Origin of the sequence: Rhodococcoides kroppenstedtii (assembly GCF_900111805.1) — a bacterium.
Taxonomy (GTDB): domain Bacteria; phylum Actinomycetota; class Actinomycetes; order Mycobacteriales; family Mycobacteriaceae; genus Rhodococcoides; species Rhodococcoides kroppenstedtii.
Genome location: NZ_FOJN01000021.1, coordinates 38,948 through 55,454 on the forward strand (window position 1 = coordinate 38,948; position 16,507 = coordinate 55,454).

15 protein-coding genes are annotated in these 16,507 nt (G+C 72.0%); 6 read left to right on the plus strand and 9 right to left on the minus strand.

All coding sequences use genetic code 11. From position 1 onward, the window contains the following. Positions 1–24: 24 nt before the first annotated feature. Together BMZ18_RS18345 and cobN are read right to left on the minus strand one after the other, a co-directional pair. The gene (locus tag BMZ18_RS18345; RefSeq protein ID WP_068366077.1) at positions 25–405 is read right to left on the minus strand and encodes a PPOX class F420-dependent oxidoreductase; all 381 of its coding nucleotides are present in this window, start codon (positions 403–405) and stop codon (positions 25–27) included. Positions 406–423: 18 nt separating this feature from the next. Next, a complete protein-coding gene (cobN, locus tag BMZ18_RS18350) occupies positions 424–4,026 on the minus strand; it encodes a cobaltochelatase subunit CobN (RefSeq protein ID WP_068366079.1) in 3,603 nt (1,200 codons plus the stop codon). Between the two features lie 187 nt (positions 4,027–4,213). Between cobN and cobG the strand changes: the two genes are divergently transcribed. Next, positions 4,214–5,353, plus strand: coding sequence for a precorrin-3B synthase (gene cobG, locus BMZ18_RS18355; RefSeq protein ID WP_068366081.1), 1,140 nt, complete (start codon positions 4,214–4,216; stop codon positions 5,351–5,353). Here cobG and BMZ18_RS18360 read toward each other — a convergent pair. Continuing rightward, positions 5,350–5,718, minus strand: a complete 369-nt coding sequence (locus BMZ18_RS18360) for a hypothetical protein (protein WP_068366083.1) — start codon at positions 5,716–5,718, stop codon at positions 5,350–5,352. The two genes, cobG and BMZ18_RS18360, sit on opposite strands and share 4 nt — an antisense overlap. Before the next feature lie 96 nt (positions 5,719–5,814). On the opposite strand from BMZ18_RS18360, the gene BMZ18_RS19915 reads away from it, so the two are divergent. Both BMZ18_RS19915 and cobJ read left to right on the plus strand, forming a co-directional pair. Further along, on the plus strand, positions 5,815–6,441 hold the full coding sequence (locus BMZ18_RS19915) for a precorrin-8X methylmutase (RefSeq protein ID WP_068366085.1): 627 nt from the start codon (positions 5,815–5,817) through the stop codon (positions 6,439–6,441). Beyond that, positions 6,438–7,931 (plus strand): precorrin-3B C(17)-methyltransferase, encoded by a 1,494-nt coding sequence (cobJ, locus tag BMZ18_RS18370; RefSeq protein WP_068366086.1) that lies wholly within the window; start codon positions 6,438–6,440, stop codon positions 7,929–7,931. Before BMZ18_RS19915 ends, cobJ begins: the two co-directional genes overlap by 4 nt. On the opposite strand, the gene BMZ18_RS18375 is transcribed toward cobJ, so the two are convergent. The 4 genes from BMZ18_RS18375 to dprE2 are packed head-to-tail and all read right to left on the minus strand — an operon-like array spanning position 7,891 to position 11,423. Next, positions 7,891–8,676: a cobalt-precorrin-6A reductase gene (locus BMZ18_RS18375; RefSeq protein WP_068366088.1), complete on the minus strand. Its 786-nt coding sequence runs from the start codon at positions 8,674–8,676 to the stop codon at positions 7,891–7,893. The genes cobJ and BMZ18_RS18375 overlap by 41 nt on opposite strands. 40 nt (positions 8,677–8,716) lie before the next feature. Then, a complete protein-coding gene (cobM, locus tag BMZ18_RS18380; RefSeq protein ID WP_068101345.1) occupies positions 8,717–9,466 on the minus strand; it encodes a precorrin-4 C(11)-methyltransferase in 750 nt (249 codons plus the stop codon). Next, positions 9,463–10,665 (minus strand): bifunctional cobalt-precorrin-7 (C(5))-methyltransferase/cobalt-precorrin-6B (C(15))-methyltransferase, encoded by a 1,203-nt coding sequence (locus BMZ18_RS18385; protein ID WP_068366106.1) that lies wholly within the window; start codon positions 10,663–10,665, stop codon positions 9,463–9,465. Before BMZ18_RS18385 ends, cobM begins: the two co-directional genes overlap by 4 nt. Further along, entirely contained in the window at positions 10,662–11,423 is a 762-nt protein-coding gene (gene dprE2 / locus BMZ18_RS18390) for a decaprenylphospho-beta-D-erythro-pentofuranosid-2-ulose 2-reductase (protein ID WP_068366104.1), read from the minus strand. The genes BMZ18_RS18385 and dprE2 overlap by 4 nt, the downstream gene beginning before the upstream one ends. A 45-nt stretch (positions 11,424–11,468) precedes the next feature. Here dprE2 and BMZ18_RS18395 point away from each other — a divergent pair, with 45 nt between their 5' ends. Next, a complete protein-coding gene (locus tag BMZ18_RS18395) occupies positions 11,469–11,870 on the plus strand; it encodes a PPOX class F420-dependent oxidoreductase (RefSeq protein WP_068366092.1) in 402 nt (133 codons plus the stop codon). A 17-nt stretch (positions 11,871–11,887) separates the two neighbouring features. Here the strand turns inward: BMZ18_RS18395 and BMZ18_RS18400 are convergent, their stop codons facing one another. Both BMZ18_RS18400 and BMZ18_RS18405 read right to left on the minus strand, forming a co-directional pair. Beyond that, a complete protein-coding gene (locus tag BMZ18_RS18400) occupies positions 11,888–12,646 on the minus strand; it encodes a maleylpyruvate isomerase N-terminal domain-containing protein (RefSeq protein WP_068366094.1) in 759 nt (252 codons plus the stop codon). Next, a complete protein-coding gene (locus BMZ18_RS18405; protein WP_068366096.1) occupies positions 12,643–13,761 on the minus strand; it encodes a M24 family metallopeptidase in 1,119 nt (372 codons plus the stop codon). Before BMZ18_RS18405 ends, BMZ18_RS18400 begins: the two co-directional genes overlap by 4 nt. Positions 13,762–13,830: 69 nt before the next feature. Between BMZ18_RS18405 and BMZ18_RS18410 the strand changes: the two genes are divergently transcribed. Both BMZ18_RS18410 and BMZ18_RS18415 read left to right on the plus strand, forming a co-directional pair. Continuing rightward, on the plus strand, positions 13,831–14,793 hold the full coding sequence (locus BMZ18_RS18410) for a 5'-3' exonuclease (protein WP_068366098.1): 963 nt from the start codon (positions 13,831–13,833) through the stop codon (positions 14,791–14,793). Between the two features lie 95 nt (positions 14,794–14,888). Continuing rightward, positions 14,889–16,507 (plus strand): DUF222 domain-containing protein (locus BMZ18_RS18415; protein WP_074922372.1); only part of this gene is annotated, 1,619 nt, incomplete at its 3' end.

Sequence of the window (16,507 nt, forward strand, 5' to 3'; positions counted from 1 at the left end):
GCATCAGCGCGGCGCGCCGACCGCTCACGCGCGGCGGACGGCCAGACCCACGGTGCTCGACTTGCCCTTGACCAGGGCGGAGAAGGTGACACCGATCTTCCCCACCAGGCCGTACTTGGCGGCGATGGCCTTCCGCGCCCGTTCGGTCCCGGCGTCGTCGAGAACCTCCGCGGTGGCCTCGAGCGCGGGCCCGGCGTTGTTGCCGCTGCGGTCGCAGGTGGCAACGGTGACGCGCGGGGTGTTTCGAATCCGCTTGACCTTCCACGACTCCCGCTGCGTCCACATGAGCAATTCCTCACCGTCGAGGGCGGCCCAGATGGGCGTCGGCTTCGGGGTGCCGTCCTTGGTGAACGTGGTCAACAGGACGTACTTCGCGGTACCGACCTCACCGAAGGGGTTCGTCATGCGCACCAGACTAGGCGTTCAGCTGCCCTCGAGCTCGCCCTCGGCCTCGAGGTAGGCCGCGCGCAGGTCGGCGAGCATCGCCGGGTCCGGCTCCGCCCACATGCCGCGTTCGACGGCCTCGAGCAGACGTTCCGAGATACCGTGCAGCGCCCACGGATTGGAAGTCTCCATGAATTTGCGGTTGGTTTCGTCGAGGACGTAGTTCTCGGTGAGTTTCTCGTACATCCAGTCCTGCACGACGCCCGTGGTGGCGTCGTACCCGAACAGGTAGTCGACCGTGGCGGCCATCTCGAACGCGCCCTTGTACCCGTGACGCCGCATGGCGTCCATCCACCGGGGGTTGACCACGCGGGCGCGGAAGACGCGCGAGGTCTCCTCGTGCAGGGTGCGCGTGCGCACGGACTCGGGCCGGGTGCTGTCGCCGATGTAGGCCTCGGGCGACGATCCGGTCAGCGCCCGCACCGTGGCCACCATGCCGCCGTGGTACTGGAAGTAGTCGTCGGAATCGGCGATGTCGTGCTCGCGGGTGTCGGTGTTCTTCGCCGCCACCGCGATGCGACGGTACGACGCGCGCATGTCGTCCGCCGCCGGAACACCGTCCAGGCCGCGCCCGTACGCGAAGCCGCCCCACGTGGTGTAGACCTGCGCGAGATCGTCGTCGCTGCGCCAGCTCTTGCTGTCGATCAGCTGCAGCAGCCCCGCGCCGTACGTGCCCGGCTTGGATCCGAAGATCCGAGTGGTGGCCCGACGCTCGTCGCCGTGCTCGGCGAGGTCCGCCTGCATGTGGGCGCGCACGTAGTTCTGCTCGGCCGGCTCGTCCAGCCCGGCGACCAGGCGGACCGCGTCGTCGAGTAGGGCGAGCACGTGCGGGAAGGCGTCGCGGAAGAACCCGCTGATGCGGACCGTGACGTCGATGCGCGGGCGGCCCAGCTCCGCGAGCGAGATCGCCTCGAGGCGGGTGACGCGGCGCGAGGCCTCGTCCCACACGGGCGCGACGCCGAGTAGGGCGAACACTTCCGCGACGTCGTCGCCCGAGGTCCGCATCGCGCTGGTCCCCCACACCGACAGCCCGACCGACGACGGGTACTCGCCGTGATCGGCCAGGTACCGGGCGACAAGGGACTCCGCCATCGCCTGGCCCGTCTCCCACGCCAGGCGCGACGGCACGGCCTTCGGGTCCACGGAGTAGAAGTTGCGCCCGGTCGGTAGCACGTTGATCAGCCCGCGCAGGGGCGAGCCACTGGGTCCGGCGGGGACGAATCCGCCGTTCAGGGCATGCAGGACGCGCTCGACCTCCTGATCGGTCGCACGCAGGCGCGGCACCACCTCGACGGCGGCGAAGCGCAGGATGTCCGCGACGGTGGCCGGCAGGCCGGCCGCGATGTCGTCGACCGCGCTCTCGGCCCAGTCCGCGCGGGCGAGGGCCGCCACCAGACCGCGCGCCTGCTCCTCGATCGCGTCGACGGACGTGCGGGCCTCGTCGCCGTCCTCGCTGAGTCCGAGCGCTTCCCGCAGTCCGGGCACTGTCCGCTCGCCGCCCCACATCTGCCGGGCGCGCAGCATCGCGAGCACCAGATCCACCTCGGCCTCGCCGTGCGGGGCCTCGCCGAGCACGTGCAACCCGTCGCGGATCTGGACGTCCTTGATCTCGCAGAGCCAGCCGTCGACGTGCAGGAGCATGTCGTCGAAGACCTCTTCGTCGGGCCGCTCCTCGAGGCCGAGGTCCTTGTGCATCTGCGCCGCCGTCATCAGCGTCCAGATCTGCTGACGGATCGCCGGGAGCTTGGCGGGGTCGAGGGTAGAGATGTTCGAGTGTTCGTCCAGAAGCTGCTCGAGCCGGGTGATGTCGCCGTAGCTCTCGGCCCGCGCCATCGGCGGGATGAGGTGGTCCACCAGCGTCGCGTGGGCCCGGCGCTTGGCCTGGGTCCCCTCGCCGGGGTCGTTGACCAGGAACGGGTAGATCAGCGGCAGATCGCCGAGCGCGGCGTCGGTCCCGCAGGAGGCGGACATGCCCAGCGTCTTGCCCGGCAGCCACTCGAGGTTGCCGTGCTTGCCCAGGTGCACCACCGCGTCGGCGCCGAACCCACCGTCGTCGACGGGGGCCGCCAGCCACCGGTAGGCGGCGAGATAGTGGTGACTCGGGGGCAGGTCAGGATCGTGGTAGATCGCGACGGGGTTCTCGCCGAACCCGCGTGGCGGCTGCACCATGAGGACGACGTTGCCGAATCGCAGTGCGGCGATGACGATCTCACCGTCCGGGTCGGCGCTGCGGTCGACGTAGAGCGAGCCGGGCGCCTCGCCCCAGTGCTCGACGACGCCCTCGCGGAGGTCGTCGGGCAGCGTCGCGAACCACCGGCGGTACCGCGCCGCCGAGATGCGGATCGGGTTGCCCTCGAGTTGTTCGGCGGTCAGCCAGTCGGCGTCCTGCCCACCCGCGGCGATGAGGGCGTGGATGAGGGCGTCACCGTCGCGGGCGGCGAGCCCCGGTACGGCGTCGTCGCCCGTCTCGGGGCCGACGTCGTACCCGTGCTCGCGCATCAGGGTCAGCATGCGAATCGCGGACGCCGGGGTGTCGAGCCCGACGGCATTGCCGATGCGGGCGTGCTTGGTCGGATACGCCGACAGCATCAGCACGACGCGCTTGTCCGCGGCCGGGATGTGACGGAGCAGCGCGTGCCGGACGGCGATGCCCGCGACGCGCGCGCACCGCTCGTGATCCGGGACGTAGGTGCTCAGGCCGTCGTCGTCGAACTCCTTGAACGAGAACGGCACCGTGATGATGCGGCCGTCGAATTCCGGCACCGCCACCTGGGTGGCGACGTCGAGCGGCGAGAGACCGTCGTCGTTCCCCTCCCAGGTCGCACGCGGGCTGGTCAGGCAGAGTCCCTGAAGAATCGGAACGTCGAGGGCGGCCAGCTCGGCCACGTCCCACGCCTCGTCGTCGCCACCGGCGGACGCACCGGCGGGCTTGGTGCCACCGGCGGCGAGCACCGTCACCACCATCGAGTCGGCCTGCCGCAGCGTCGCCAGCAAGTCGGCGTCGGCGTTGCGTAAGGACGCGCAGTAGATCGGCAGGGGCCGGGCACCGTGCGCGGCGAGGGCGTCGCACAGCGCGTGGACGTAGCCGACGTTCCCCGCGAGATGCTGGGCGCGGTAGTACAGGACGGCGACGGTGGGCCCGTCGGACGAGCTGCCGGGTCGTGCCAGGTGGCCCCACGTCGGAAGGTGTGCGGGCTCGGCGAACCCGTGTCCGGTGAGCAGCACGGTGTCCGAGAGGAAGAAGGCGAGCTGGCGGAGGTTCTCGGCACCACCCTCGGCGAGGTACTGGTGCGCCTGCGCCGCGACACCGGCGGGCACGGTCGACAGCTCCATCAGTTCCGCGTCCGGGGCCTGTTCGCCGCCGAGCATCACCACGGGCAGGCCCGAGCCGAGGACGGCGTCGATGCCCGCCTCCCACATGCGGCGGCCGCCGAGGATGCGCACGACGACGAGGTCGACGCCGTCGAGGAGGGCGGGGAGCTCGTCGACCAGGACACGGGAGGGGTTGGCCCACCGGAAGTCGGCACCGCTCGCGCGGGCGCTGAGCAGGTCGGTGTCGGAGGTCGAGAGCAGCAGAATCATGCGGTGGTGCCTTCCTCGGGGTGTTCGCGCCCCATCGGCAGAGTGTCGTCGGCGAGCAGCCCGAGGTCCGACTTCCGGGCTGGCATCCCCGGTCACGGTGGCGCGACCGCGCCGGATTCCCACCGGCTTCCCCGCTGCTCCTGGCGTGATCGTACGGCGAGCACGGGCGCGTCCGTAATCTGGACCGGTGAGCTCGCCCGACCGCACCCGTCCCGACGCCTGCCCCGGCGCGTTGCAGATACACGTCGCGGCGGACGGGGCCCTCGCGCGAGTGCGTCTCCCCGGCGGCCGGGTCACCTCCGCCCAGCTGGCCGTGCTCGCGGGCGCGGCGACCGAGCTCGGCGACGGTGACCTGGTGCTCACCTCGCGCGGCAACGTGCAACTGCGGGCGGTATCGGATCCCGACGAGCTCGCCCGGCGTCTCGCCGAGGCCGGACTGCTGCCGTCGGAGACGCACGAGCGGGTGCGGAACATCCTCGCCTCCCCGCTGTCGGGTCGGGTGGACGGGACCGGGCCCGCCGGCACGGACGTGCGGGGCCTCGTCGCCGACCTCGACGCCGGACTGCGCGCGGACCCCTCTCTCGCCGATCTGCCCGGCCGGATTCTGTTCGCGCTCGACGACGGGCGTGGCGACGTCTCCGGGCTCGGCGCCGACATCGGGGTCCATGCGACGGGTGACGACGAGTTCGCGCTGGTCCTCGGCGGCGACGACACCGGGGTGCGACTCGGCCGAGCCGACGCGGTCGACGTGATGCTCGCGGCGGCGCGCGCCTTCCGTGACGCGCGGGACGGGCACTGGCGGGTCACGGAACTGCCGGGCGGCGCGGCCGACGTCCTGGACCGGCTGTCGGTGTCGGCGTCCGCTCCGCCCCTCCCCTTTTCGCCGTCCGAGACGGCGCCCATCGGGTGGTTCGTGCAGCACGACGCGACGGTGGCCCTGGGGGCGACGGTCGCGCACGGGGTGCTGCCGGCCCGGACGGTGGAATTCCTCGCCGCGGTGGACCGCGACGTGATCGTCACGCCGTGGCGCTCGCTCGTCCTGGTGGACCTCGACGAGTGGGCGGCCGAACAGGTGGTGCGGGTCCTCGCCCCCATGGGGCTGATCTTCGACGCGGAGTCGCCCTGGGCTCGGGTGAGCTCGTGCGTCGGCTCCCCCGGCTGCGCCAAGTCCCGCGCCGACGTCCGCGCGGACCTCGACGCGGCGGTGGCCGCGGGCGAGATCGGCGCGGGTCGCGAACACTGGGTGGGCTGCGAGCGTCGGTGCGGCCGACCCGCCGGCGACGTCACCGATGTCGTGGCGACGGACGACGGGTACCGCCGTACCTAGGGGTTCACCTGCGCGACGTTGTCGAAGGGGTAGGCCTCGCCGTTGCCCGCGTAGGCGATCACGAAGACGGGAATGGACCTGCTGATACCGCACCCGATGTAGCCGAACCGCGCAGAGCCACCGGGCGCAATGTCGCCGATGCCGGTGTTGTCGAACACGAGACCGGCCCACTGCACTCGAACCCCACTTGCGACGACGTCGCCGCGGTTGACCACCGTGCCCGAGCAAGGCTCGTTCGAGCGCACCACCTGCAGGTCCGGCCCCCGCACCGGCGCGGCCGCGGCGACGCCGGGGACGAGGACCGCTCCGGCGGCGGCGCCGGCGGTGAGCAGGGCGAGGGTGGCGCGGCGGACGGTGTGGGTCACGGTTGCTCCCGGGGATCGTCGGCGTGATGGTGGTGACAGTCACATCGTCGGGGGCGTCGGCACCGTTAGCGACCCGTCTCCCTATCGTGGAGTCCCATGTACGACTACGTGCGCGACGGCGACGAGATCTACCGGCGCTCGTTCGCGACCATCCGCGCGGAGGCGGATCTGTCGGCGTTTCCGGCCGACGTGGCCCAGGTCGTGGTGCGGATGATCCACGCCTGCGGCGAGGTGGATCTCGCGCAGTCCATCGCCTCGACGCCCGACGTCGTCGCGAAGGGCCGTGCCGCGTTGCGCGCCGGCGCACCGGTGCTGTGCGACGCCACGATGGTGGCGGCGGGGGTCACGCGGCGACGATTGCCGGCGGACAACGAGGTGCTCTGCACGCTGAACGATCCTCGGGTTCCGGAGATGGCGCGGGCTCTGGACACGACGAGAACGGCTGCCGCGGTGGATCTCTGGGTCGACCGGCTGGACGGCGCGGTCGTGGCGATCGGGAACGCGCCCACCGCTCTGTTCCGTTTGCTCGAGCTGCTCGAGGCGGGCGCGCCGCGTCCGGCCGCGGTGGTGGGCGGCCCGGTCGGCTTCATCGGCGCGGCCGAGTCGAAGGACGATCTGGTGGCGTCGCCGCTCGGACTCGATCACCTGGTGGTGCTCGGGCGTCGGGGCGGCAGCGCGATCACGGCGGCCGCCGTCAACGCGCTGGCGACGGAGCAGGAGTGACCGGCAAGCTGTGGGGCGTCGGGATCGGCCCGGGTGACCCCGAGCTGGTGACGGTGAAGGGCGCCCGCGTGATCGCGGACGCCGACGTGGTCGCGTTCCACAGCGCCCGCGGCAGCAGCATCGCTCGGCGCACGGCGGAGCCGTACCTGCGCGGCGATCAGATCGAGGAGCACTTGGTCTACCCGGTCACCACCGGGACGACCGATCATCCGCTGGGGTATGACGGCGCCATCGCCGACTTCTACACCGAGGCTGCGGAGCGTCTGGCCGTGCACCTCGCGGCGGGTCGGTCCGTGGCGCTCTTGGCCGCCGGCGACCCGCTTTTCTACAGCTCGTACCAGCACATGCACGTGCGCCTGGCGGAGCGTTTCGAGACCGAGATCGTGCCCGGGGTCACCAGCGTCAGCGCCGCGTCCGCCGCGCTCGGCGAACCCCTGGTCGAAGGCGAGGAGGTGCTGACCGTGCTGCCCGGGACCCTGCCGGGGCCGGAGCTCACCCGTCGCCTCCGCGAGACGGACTCGGCGGCAATCCTCAAGTTGGGGCGCACGTTTCCCGCTGTGCGACAGGCGCTCTCGGACGCCGGCCGACTGGCCGAGGCGCGGTACGTCGAGCGCGCCAGCACCGGTGGCGAGCGGGTCGGTGCCCTTGCCGACGTCGACGAATCGGCCGTGCCGTACTTCTCCATCGCCGTGATCCCCAGCCCGTCGTACGCCGCGGCCGCCGCCCCTGTCGCGGGCGAGGTGGTCGTCGTCGGCCTGGGCCCGGGCGACGACCGCTGGACGACGCCGGAGGTCCGCGAGGAACTGGCGCGCGCGACCGACCTGGTCGGCTACACCACCTACATCGACCGGGTGCCGGTCAGGCCGGGACAGCGTCGGCACGCCAGCGACAACCGCGTCGAGTCGGAGCGAGCCGAGATGGCCCTCGACCTCGCCGACCGCGGGTCGCGGGTGGTGGTCGTGTCGTCGGGTGATCCCGGCGTCTTCGCGATGGCCGCCGCCGTGCTCGAGGTGGCTGCGGAGCCGCGGTGGCAGCACGTTCCGGTCCGGGTGTGTCCCGGGGTGACGGCGGCCAACGCCGTCGCCAGCCGGGTGGGTGCGCCGCTCGGGCACGACTACGCCGTGATCTCGTTGTCGGACCGACTCAAGCCGTGGGACGTCGTCGAGCGTCGTCTGCGGGCGGTGGCGGCAGCGGACATGGCCGTCTCGATCTACAACCCCGCCTCCCGCACCCGTCGGCACCAGGTCGCCGCGCTCAAGAACATCGCGCTCGAGTACCGGGATCCGGCGACGCCGGTGATCGTCGGCCGCGACGTCTCCGGTCCCGAGGAGACGGTGACGGTGGTCGATCTGATCGACCTCGATCCCGAGACGATCGACATGCGATGCCTGCTCATCATCGGCGCGTCGACGACGGCGGTGGACCGCTCGGGTCCGTCGCCGCGGGTGTTCACGTCTCGTCGGTACTCGAACGATCCCGCTCGGGCCTGACGGGTCTGGTGGTCAGCACCCAGCGCTCGCAGTCCGCCACCGTCGACACGAACGGGGTGTTCTCGGGCAACGGCGGACGTTCCACCACGACGACGGGCAGACCACGCTCACGGGCGACGCGCAGTTTGGCGGAGGTCAGCTTGCCGCCGCTGTTCTTGGTCACCAGAACGTCGGTGTCCGTGCGCGCGAACAACTCTCGTTCGGAGTCGAGGTCGAACGGTCCGCGCTCGGCCAGCACCGTCGTCCGCGGTGGCATCGGGTCCTCCGGCGGGTCGATGCACCGCACCGTGAACTCGCGATCGTCGAGGTGCGCGAAGTGATGGACACCTTGCCGTCCGATGGTGAGCAGAACGCGGCGCCACTCGGGGTGATCCGCGATCACGGCGGCCGCGTCCGCCGTCGACGCCGCCGACACCCACCGATCGTCGGGTAGCGGCGACCACGGCGCCCGGTGCAGCACCATCAGCGGCACGGATTCGTCGGCGGCGGCCTGCACCGCGTGGCGTGTCATGGTCTCCGCGTACGGGTGCGTGGCGTCCACCAGGTGCGTCACGTCGTGCTCGCGCAGCCACGCGCGCAGCCCGTCGACTCCACCGAAGCCGCCGCTGCGGACCTCGCCGACGGGCAGTGCCGGATCGGCGACCCGGCCCGCCAGCGACGACGTCACCGTGACGCCTCGGCGTCCGTGCAGTGCGGCCGCCAGCTGGCGGGCCTCCGACGTCCCGCCGAGAAGAAGAACGTGCATGGATCGAGCCTAACCAGGACCCGACGAGAGCAGCCGGTGGCTAGTGATCGAGCGCGCGTCGGGCGCTCGAGTACAGGAAGCTGTCCGGGAATCCCTCCGCCGCGAGGACACGGCCGACCACGATGACGGCGGTGCGGACGATGCCGGCGGCCACGGTCGCCGCCGCGATGTCGGCGAGGGTCCCGCGCACGATCGTCTCGTCGTCCCGGCTCGCGAACGCGACGACGGCCACCGGGCAGTCCGCGCCGTAGTGCCGCGCCAGTTCGACGGCGATGGGGTCGATCTGCCGCGCGCCGAGGTGGATCACCATCGTGGCGCGACTGCGCGCGAGGGTCGCGAGGTCCTCGCCGTCCGGCATCGCCGTCGACAGCGTCGAGATGCGCGTCAGGACGACGGTCTGCGACACCTCCGGAACGGTCAGTTCCCGCTTCAGGGCGGCCGACGCGGCGGCGAACGACGGGACGCCCGGCACGATTTCGTAGTCGACACCGGCCGCGTCGAGGCGGCGGGCCTGCTCGGCGACGGCGCTGTAGAGCGACGGGTCGCCCGAGTGGACGCGGGCCACGTCCTCGCCGCGGGCGGTGGCGTCGACCATCTCGGCGACGATGGCGTCGAGGGTCATCCGGGAGGAGTCGATCACTCGCGCCTCGGCCGGGCAGGTCGCCAACAGCTCCCGTGGCACCAGCGATCCCGCGTACAGGCACACCGGGCTCGACGCGATGATCCTCGCGCCCCGGACGGTGATCAGGTCCGCGGCGCCGGGGCCCGCGCCCACGAAGTACACGGTCATGCGCGCACCACACACCACTGCGTCACCGGCATCTGCGGGCGCCACCCGGTGAAGCCGCCCACCGGCTCCCCCCGCTGGATCTGGATGCGGCGCAGCGTGCCGCCGTGCTCGGTGAACCAGTGGAAGACCAGCGCCTCGGTCTCGGCGGTGACGGCGTTGACCACCATGCGCCCACCGGGTCGCAGTGCGGCCCAGCAGGCGTCGAGCATGCCCGGTGCCGTCGCCCCGCCCCCGACGAAGATCGCATCAGGTGTCGGCGCGTCGGTGAAAGCGGCCGGGGCGGCGCCGTGAATCTCGAGACCGGGGACGCCCAACGCGCGGGCATTGTCGGCGATGGTGCGAGCCCGCTCCGGGACCCGCTCGAAGGTGTCGGCGCGGCACCGCGGATGGGTCCGCATCCACTCGATCGCGATGCTGCCCGATCCGCCACCCACGTCCCAGAGCCGTTCTCCCGGTGCGGGATCGAGCGAAGCGAGCGTGAGGGCACGAACCTCGCGCTTGGTCAGCTGACCGTCGCCGGAGTAGGCGTCGTCGGGCAGACCGGGGTTGCGGGTCCGGCGTGGTCCGGTGACCGGTACCTCCACGGCGATCACGTTCAGCGGATCGACGTCGTCGGTCCGCCAGTCGCCCGCCGTCGTGCTCCGGACGCGTTCGGTCGGGCCACCCAGCGATTCGAGCACGGTCATCCGGGCATCGCCGAATCCGTTCTCCCGCAGCAGGGTCGCGACGGCAGTCGGGGTGGTGTCGTTCTCGGCGAGCACGATCAGCCGCGCCGACGGGTGCAGCGCGGGCAGCACGGTGGCGGGGTCGCGGGCGACGAGGGACACCACCTCGACGTCGGGGAGCGACCACCCGAGTCGCGCACACGCCAACGAGACCGAACTGGGATGCGGGAACACCCGGAGGGTGTCGGCGCCGACGAGACGCGCCAGCGTCGTTCCGATCCCGTGGAACATGGGATCGCCGCTCGCCAGGACGCACCGTCGCCGATCGGCGTGCTCGTCGAGTGTCGCCCGCAACGTCGGAAGCAAGGGCGTGGGCCACGGGATGCGTTGTGCACCAGAGGCGTCGAGGGGCACGGAATCGAGCTGGCGTGACGAACCGAACAGCACCTCTGCCGCGGCCACCGCGTGGCGCGACGCCGACGCGAGGCCGTCCCACCCGTCGGCGCCGATCCCGACGACATCGATCGGCGTCATCGCGGCATCCGCCGCCACACCGCCCGCGGCAGCAGACGCATCACCGCGAAGACCGGACGCAATCTCCCCGGAATCCAGACGGTGTCGCGTCCGGTCCGCAGAGCCGTCGCGACGGCGTCGGCCACCTGCTCGGGCGTACTGGACATCGGCGCGGGCGACATGCCCTCCGTCATCGACCCGATCACGAAGCCCGGCCGCGCCAGCACCAGCCGAACTCCGCTGCCGTGCAACGCATCCTGCAGACCGGAGGCGAACCCGTCGAGACCTGCTTTCGCGGAGCCGTAGACGTAGTTGGCGCGGCGAACTCGCACCCCGGCCACCGAGGAGAAGACGACGATCTCACCGGACCCTCGCCGCCGCAGGAGATCCGCGACCAGCGTCAGCAGGTGGACGTGTGCGGTGTAGTCGGTGTGCACGATCGCGGCCGCGTGCGCGGCGTCGGTCTCGGCGCGTGCCTGATCGCCCAGGATGCCGAACGCGACCACCACGGTGCCGATCGGCCCGTGCTCGGACTCCGCTCGGGCGAGGACGTCGGCGTGGGACCCGAGGTCGTCGGCGTCGAACTCCACCGTCGCGACCGCCGTGGCGCCGGCGGAGTCCAGACGGGCGATCGAGTCCGCCAGGTCGTGACTGCGCCGAGCGGCCAGCACGACCCGTCGTCCGGGCGCGAGCCGGGCGGCCAATTCGACGCCGATGTCACTACGTCCGCCGAACAGCAGCACGGTTCCGGGATCGGTCACCGCACCAGTGTCCTCCACGTCCTCCACCGACCGACGGTCGCGGTCCCCCGGTACCGTGACGGCATGCCCAGCGACGCTTCGTCCCTGAACGCCGACGCCGTCGCGTTCCTCACCGAGCGCCATCTCGCGACGCTCGCGACCCTGCGTCCGGACGGGACACCGCACGTCGTCGCCGTCGGGTTCACGTGGGACCCCGAGGCCGGAGTCGCGCGGGTCATCACCCGTGAGGGGTCGCAGAAGGTGCGCACCGCCGAGCGCGGCGGGTACGCCGCGGTGACCCAGGTGGACGGGGCCCGGTGGCTGACCCTCGAAGGCCCGTCGCGCGTGGTTCGCGACGCCGAGAGCGTGCGCGACGCCGAGAACCGCTACGCCGCCCGCTACAAGCCGCCGCGGGAGAACCCGCAGCGTGTCGTCGTCGAGATCACGGTGCAGCGCGTCCTGGGGTCGGCGTCCCTGCGCGACTGACGTCGGGATCGCGATCCTCAGAAGCGAGACGCCTCGAGCAGGACTCGGGCGACGGCGAGATCGCCGACCGTGTCGAGCGCTTCCACCGGTCGGCGACGCCACAACGTGAGATGCAGCGCGGCCGTGTCCCCTCGCAGCGCGACCGAGGACTTCTCGTGCCCCCGGTGCGCCGTGACTCCGTCCTCGCCGAGGGTGATCACCCATTCGACGTCGGCGCGGTCGGTGGCGTGGAGGTGGACCGTCGATCCCACGGCCGCAGGGTCGAGGCGGTCCGCGGCGAGCCGGAATCGGTACTGCAGCTCGGTGAGCTCGGCGATACCGTCCGCCGAGGACTCCGCGTCGAGCGGTTCGGGCACCGGACCCCCGGCGGCATGCACGGCGTCGGCGGCGTCGATCCGGTGCACGCTCACCTCGTGCGCGGTGCGGCGGCGCCAGAACGCGGCGGTCCGCAGTCCGACGAACGTCTCGGTGGGCCGCTCCGGATCGGTCTCCGTCAGCACCTCGATGACGTCGTGCAGTGACTCGCGGTAGGCCTCCAGCGCCTCCGGGCCCTTCGGCAACGACGCGACGTCTTCCCGAGCGATGCGCGCGACGTCGGCACCCGGGCCGGCCCGCAGGACGCTCGCGACCCACCGGTGCACCTTGCCGGTGTGGCGCACGACGTGTTCGAGGGTCCACCCCGGCACGGTCGGGACGGGCGCGGACAGCGCGTCGGCCGGCATGGCGGCCAGGCGGTCTCCCTCGCGCGCGATGGTCGCGAGGTGGTCGAGTGTCATCGGCCCGCGAGGACGGTCAGCCCGTGCGGGCGGGTGTTGACCGATTCGCACCCGTCGGCCGTCACCACCACGATGTCCTCGATGCGGGCACCCCAGTCCCCGCGGAAGTAGATGCCCGGCTCGATGCTGAAGGCCATGCCCTCGGTGAGCGGAATGTCGTTGCCGCCCACGATGTACGGCTCCTCGTGGACCGACAGGCCGATGCCGTGGCCGGTGCGGTGCAGGAACACCTCGGCGAGTCCCTCGGCGGCCAGCACGTCGCGTGCGGCGGCGTCCACGGCCTCCGCCGTCACGCCCGGGCGCACCGCGTCGACGGCCGCCTGCTGGGCGCGCTCGAGAACGGCGACCCGAGCCGCGATCTCGGGAGTCGGCTCCCCCATCACGTACGTCCGCGTCGAATCGGAGTAGTAGCCGGGTTCGACCGGCCCGCCGATGTCGATCACGACGACGTCGCCCGTCTCGACGACGCGGTCGGACACCTCGTGGTGCGGATCGGCTCCGTGGGGGCCGGAGCCGACGATGACGAACGCCGCCTCGGTGTGCCCCTCTTCGACGATGGCGGCCGAGATCGCCTGCGCCACCTGGGCTTCGGTGCGCCCGACCACCAAGAGCTCGGCCATGCGGGCGTGGACGCGGTCGATCGCCGACCCGGCCTGCCGCAGGGCGTCGATCTCCGCCGCGTCCTTGACCATGCGCAGCTCGCGGAGCACCGGTGTCGCGAGAGCGGGCACGGATCCCAGCTCGTCGGCGATCGGGACCAGGTGCAGCGCGGGCATCGCGTCGGCCACGGCGACGCGTGCCCGAGGCGGCACCGCGTCGGTCACCATGCGGTGGGGGTTCTGCCCGTCCACCCAGTCGCGGAGCTCGAGGCCGAGGTCCTCGGCAGCCGAGTCCTGCAGGGCCGCCAGTTCTATTCGCGGGACCACGACGAACGGCGCCGCGTCCGCCAGGACCACCAGGCAGGTGAGACGTTCGAAGGACTCGGCGCGGGATCCGAGCAAGTATGCGAGGTCCGGACCCGGCGTCACCAGCAGCGCGCCGACGCCGGCGGAGCGCATCAGCTCCGCCGCCCGGCTCAGTCGATCTCGGTACACCTCGGCAGGAAAACGCGTCATGCCGCCAGGTTATCGAGGTGGGGCCGTCCGTCGATGCCCGGACGGCCCGATGCGGCAGGATGAGCCACCATGACCGACGATTCCGTCCCCGGCACCGTCCTGCTGCTCGACGCCGCCAGTCTGTGGTTCCGCGCGTTCCACGCGCTCCCCGAATCCATCACTGCGCCCGACGGACGGCCGGTGAACGCGGTCCGTGGCTTCGTCGACATGGTCGCCTCCCTGATCACCCGCACGCAGCCCACGCGGCTCGCCGTGTGCCTCGATCTGGACTGGCGGCCGACGTTCCGGGTCGACCTCGTTCCGTCCTACAAGGCGCACCGGGTGCTCGAGGAGTCGGCGGCCGGGCCGGATGCGGAGGAAGCGCCCGACGCGCTCGGCCCGCAGGTGAATCTCATTCTCGAGTTCCTGACGGCGGCGGGGATCGCCACTGCCGGCGCGGAAGGACTCGAGGCCGACGACGTTCTGGGCACCCTCGCCGCCACGGAACGTCGTGACCGCGTGGTGGTCGTCAGCGGTGACCGCGACCTGCTGCAGGTGGTGGCGGACGAGCCGGTTCCGGTCCGGGTCCTCTACGCCGGCCGCGGGTTGGCGAAGGCGGAGCTCTTCGGGCCTGCCGAGGTCGCCGAGAAGTACGGCGTGCCGACCGATCGGCCCGGACCCGCCTACGCGGAACTCGCTCTACTGCGCGGAGATTCGTCGGACGGGTTGCCCGGGGTCAAGGGCGTCGGCGAGAAGACGGCGTCGTCGCTCATCACGCGGTGGGGGTCGCTCGAGGCCCTGCTGGCCGCCGCCGACTCGGGCGACACGGACCTCGCCGCAGGGATGCGCGCCAAGCTCGCGGCGGCGCGGGAGTACATCGACGCGGCCCTCCCCGTGGTGCGGGTGGTGACCGATGCAGAAATTCTGTGGTCGAAGTCCGACGACCTCCCCACCGAGCCCGTCGATCCCGGGCGGTTGGACGCCCTTGCGGCCGAGTTGGGGCTCGAGAATTCCGCCGAGCGCCTTCGGAAGGCGATGGTCCGCGGTCGGTAGGGCCGACGGGCCGCGGGGTTCGTGCGTGCGTGTCATGGACCGTGTCGGTGGGTGCCGGTACACTCGAACATACGAGCGACTGGGGGGTCGACGGTATGGCGGGTGTGCAGGTGGGGGCAGGTGCGACGAGCACCGTGCCGTGGGCTGCGCTCGACCACGCCGCCCTCGGTCTGCCTGCTACCTGTGACCTTCCTGCGCCGCAGGCGTTGGATGCGCTGGTCCACGCGACGGCGGGGGTGGCCTACCTGAAGTGGTTCGAGTACCAGCTCGCCGCCGCCATGCACGCCGAACTGGTGGAGCCGTTCGAAGACGAAGACCGGCGTGAGCTCGACGCGCACACCCGCTGCGCCGCCACCATCGCCACCACGTTGTCGATCACCCAGGGGGCGGCCCGCACCCTGCTCACCGACGCCGTCGCCCTCCGCGACCGGCTCCCTCTCGTGGCGGAATGTTTGCGGGACGGGGTCGTCACCCCGCATCACATCCGCACCATCGTCTCCCGCACCGAACTCATCGAAGGGCAGTGCTACGCGGCGTTGGTGGACGCCGACATCGCCCGCGCTCTCCGCAGAGCGGGGTCGTGGTCGCCGGCGCGGATGGAGGCCATGGTGGACACGATGGTCGACCGCCGTGATCCCGATGCCGTCCGCGCCCGGCGGGAGAAGGCGAAGCGAAATCGGGAGTTCACCGTCGAGATCGGCCGCGACGGCCTGGCGTCGGCGACGGACACCCGGCCGGCGGAGGACATCGTCGCGCTCCACGCGGCCGTGCGACGGTTGGCGGAGCAGGTGTGCCCGAAGGACACCCGCTCCAAGGCCGCGCAGGCCTCCGATGCGCATTACGCGTTGATCACCCAAACCAAGTTCGGGTGCGACTGCGACCGCCCCATCACCGACTGCCGCTACAAGAACATCGACCTCACCACATTCGCGGCGAACGCGCCCCGCATCGTGATCCACCTCGTCACCGACACCACCACCCTCACCGGCCCCGTCCCCGCGCCCGAGAACGAGAGGGTCTGCCGGTCACCGCAGCACCTCCCGCGGCCGTACCTGAACGCCGCCGCGCCGCCTCGGCCCGACGCCCAGACCGACACCGACGAGGTCGAGGCCGACAGTGCAGCGAATCCGGTCTCGGCCGAGACGATGGCACCGGAATCGCCTGCGCCGGAACCGGTGGCCGCGGGCTCGGCCTCGGTCGAGTCGGTCGCGGCGGAACCCGTTGCGACGGAAACGGTTGCGACGGAGGCGGTGCCATCGGACCGGCCGACCGTCACCGCCGGAACCGGTGACAGCGGGGACTCGACCGAGCTCGGTGGCGCGGCTACCGCCGGCGACGCGGCCGACCACTCCCGGGGATGCGAGGAGCCTGTCGGCCTGGACTTCGTCGACGGCGTCGGGTTCCTCCCCGGCATCGGGATCATCTCCGGAGCCCACGTCCGCGACCTCGCCGCCGACCCCCGCACGATCATCCGGCCGTTGGGTGACGGCACCGACACCCCACTCCCGGCGACTCAACCATCGAACCCCTACCGCCCCTCCGCAGCACTCGACGCCTACGTGCGTGCCCGAGATCTGTTCTGCACCTGGCCCGGCTGCAACCGACCCGCCTGGGACGGCGACCTCGACCACATCACCGAATACGACCACACCCACCCCGAGAAGGGCGGACAGACGTCGGCCCACGGGTTGGGGGCGAAATGCCGGTTCCACCA

Excerpts from the sequence above, each read along its gene's own strand:
- BMZ18_RS18400 (WP_068366094.1), bottom strand. The coding sequence starts at position 12,646 with ATGACACTCGACCACCTCGCGACCATCGCGCGCGAGGGAGACCGCCTG.
- BMZ18_RS18345 (WP_068366077.1), bottom strand. The coding sequence starts at position 405 with ATGACGAACCCCTTCGGTGAGGTCGGTACCGCGAAGTACGTCCTGTTG.
- BMZ18_RS18405 (WP_068366096.1), bottom strand. The coding sequence starts at position 13,761 with ATGACGCGTTTTCCTGCCGAGGTGTACCGAGATCGACTGAGCCGGGCG.
- BMZ18_RS18410 (WP_068366098.1), top strand. The coding sequence starts at position 13,831 with ATGACCGACGATTCCGTCCCCGGCACCGTCCTGCTGCTCGACGCCGCC.
- BMZ18_RS18395 (WP_068366092.1), top strand. The coding sequence starts at position 11,469 with ATGCCCAGCGACGCTTCGTCCCTGAACGCCGACGCCGTCGCGTTCCTC.
- cobM (WP_068101345.1), bottom strand. The coding sequence starts at position 9,466 with ATGACCGTGTACTTCGTGGGCGCGGGCCCCGGCGCCGCGGACCTGATC.
- BMZ18_RS18375 (WP_068366088.1), bottom strand. The coding sequence starts at position 8,676 with ATGCACGTTCTTCTTCTCGGCGGGACGTCGGAGGCCCGCCAGCTGGCG.
- BMZ18_RS19915 (WP_068366085.1), top strand. The coding sequence starts at position 5,815 with ATGTACGACTACGTGCGCGACGGCGACGAGATCTACCGGCGCTCGTTC.
- BMZ18_RS18385 (WP_068366106.1), bottom strand. The coding sequence starts at position 10,665 with ATGACGCCGATCGATGTCGTCGGGATCGGCGCCGACGGGTGGGACGGC.
- cobN (WP_068366079.1), bottom strand. The coding sequence starts at position 4,026 with ATGATTCTGCTGCTCTCGACCTCCGACACCGACCTGCTCAGCGCCCGC.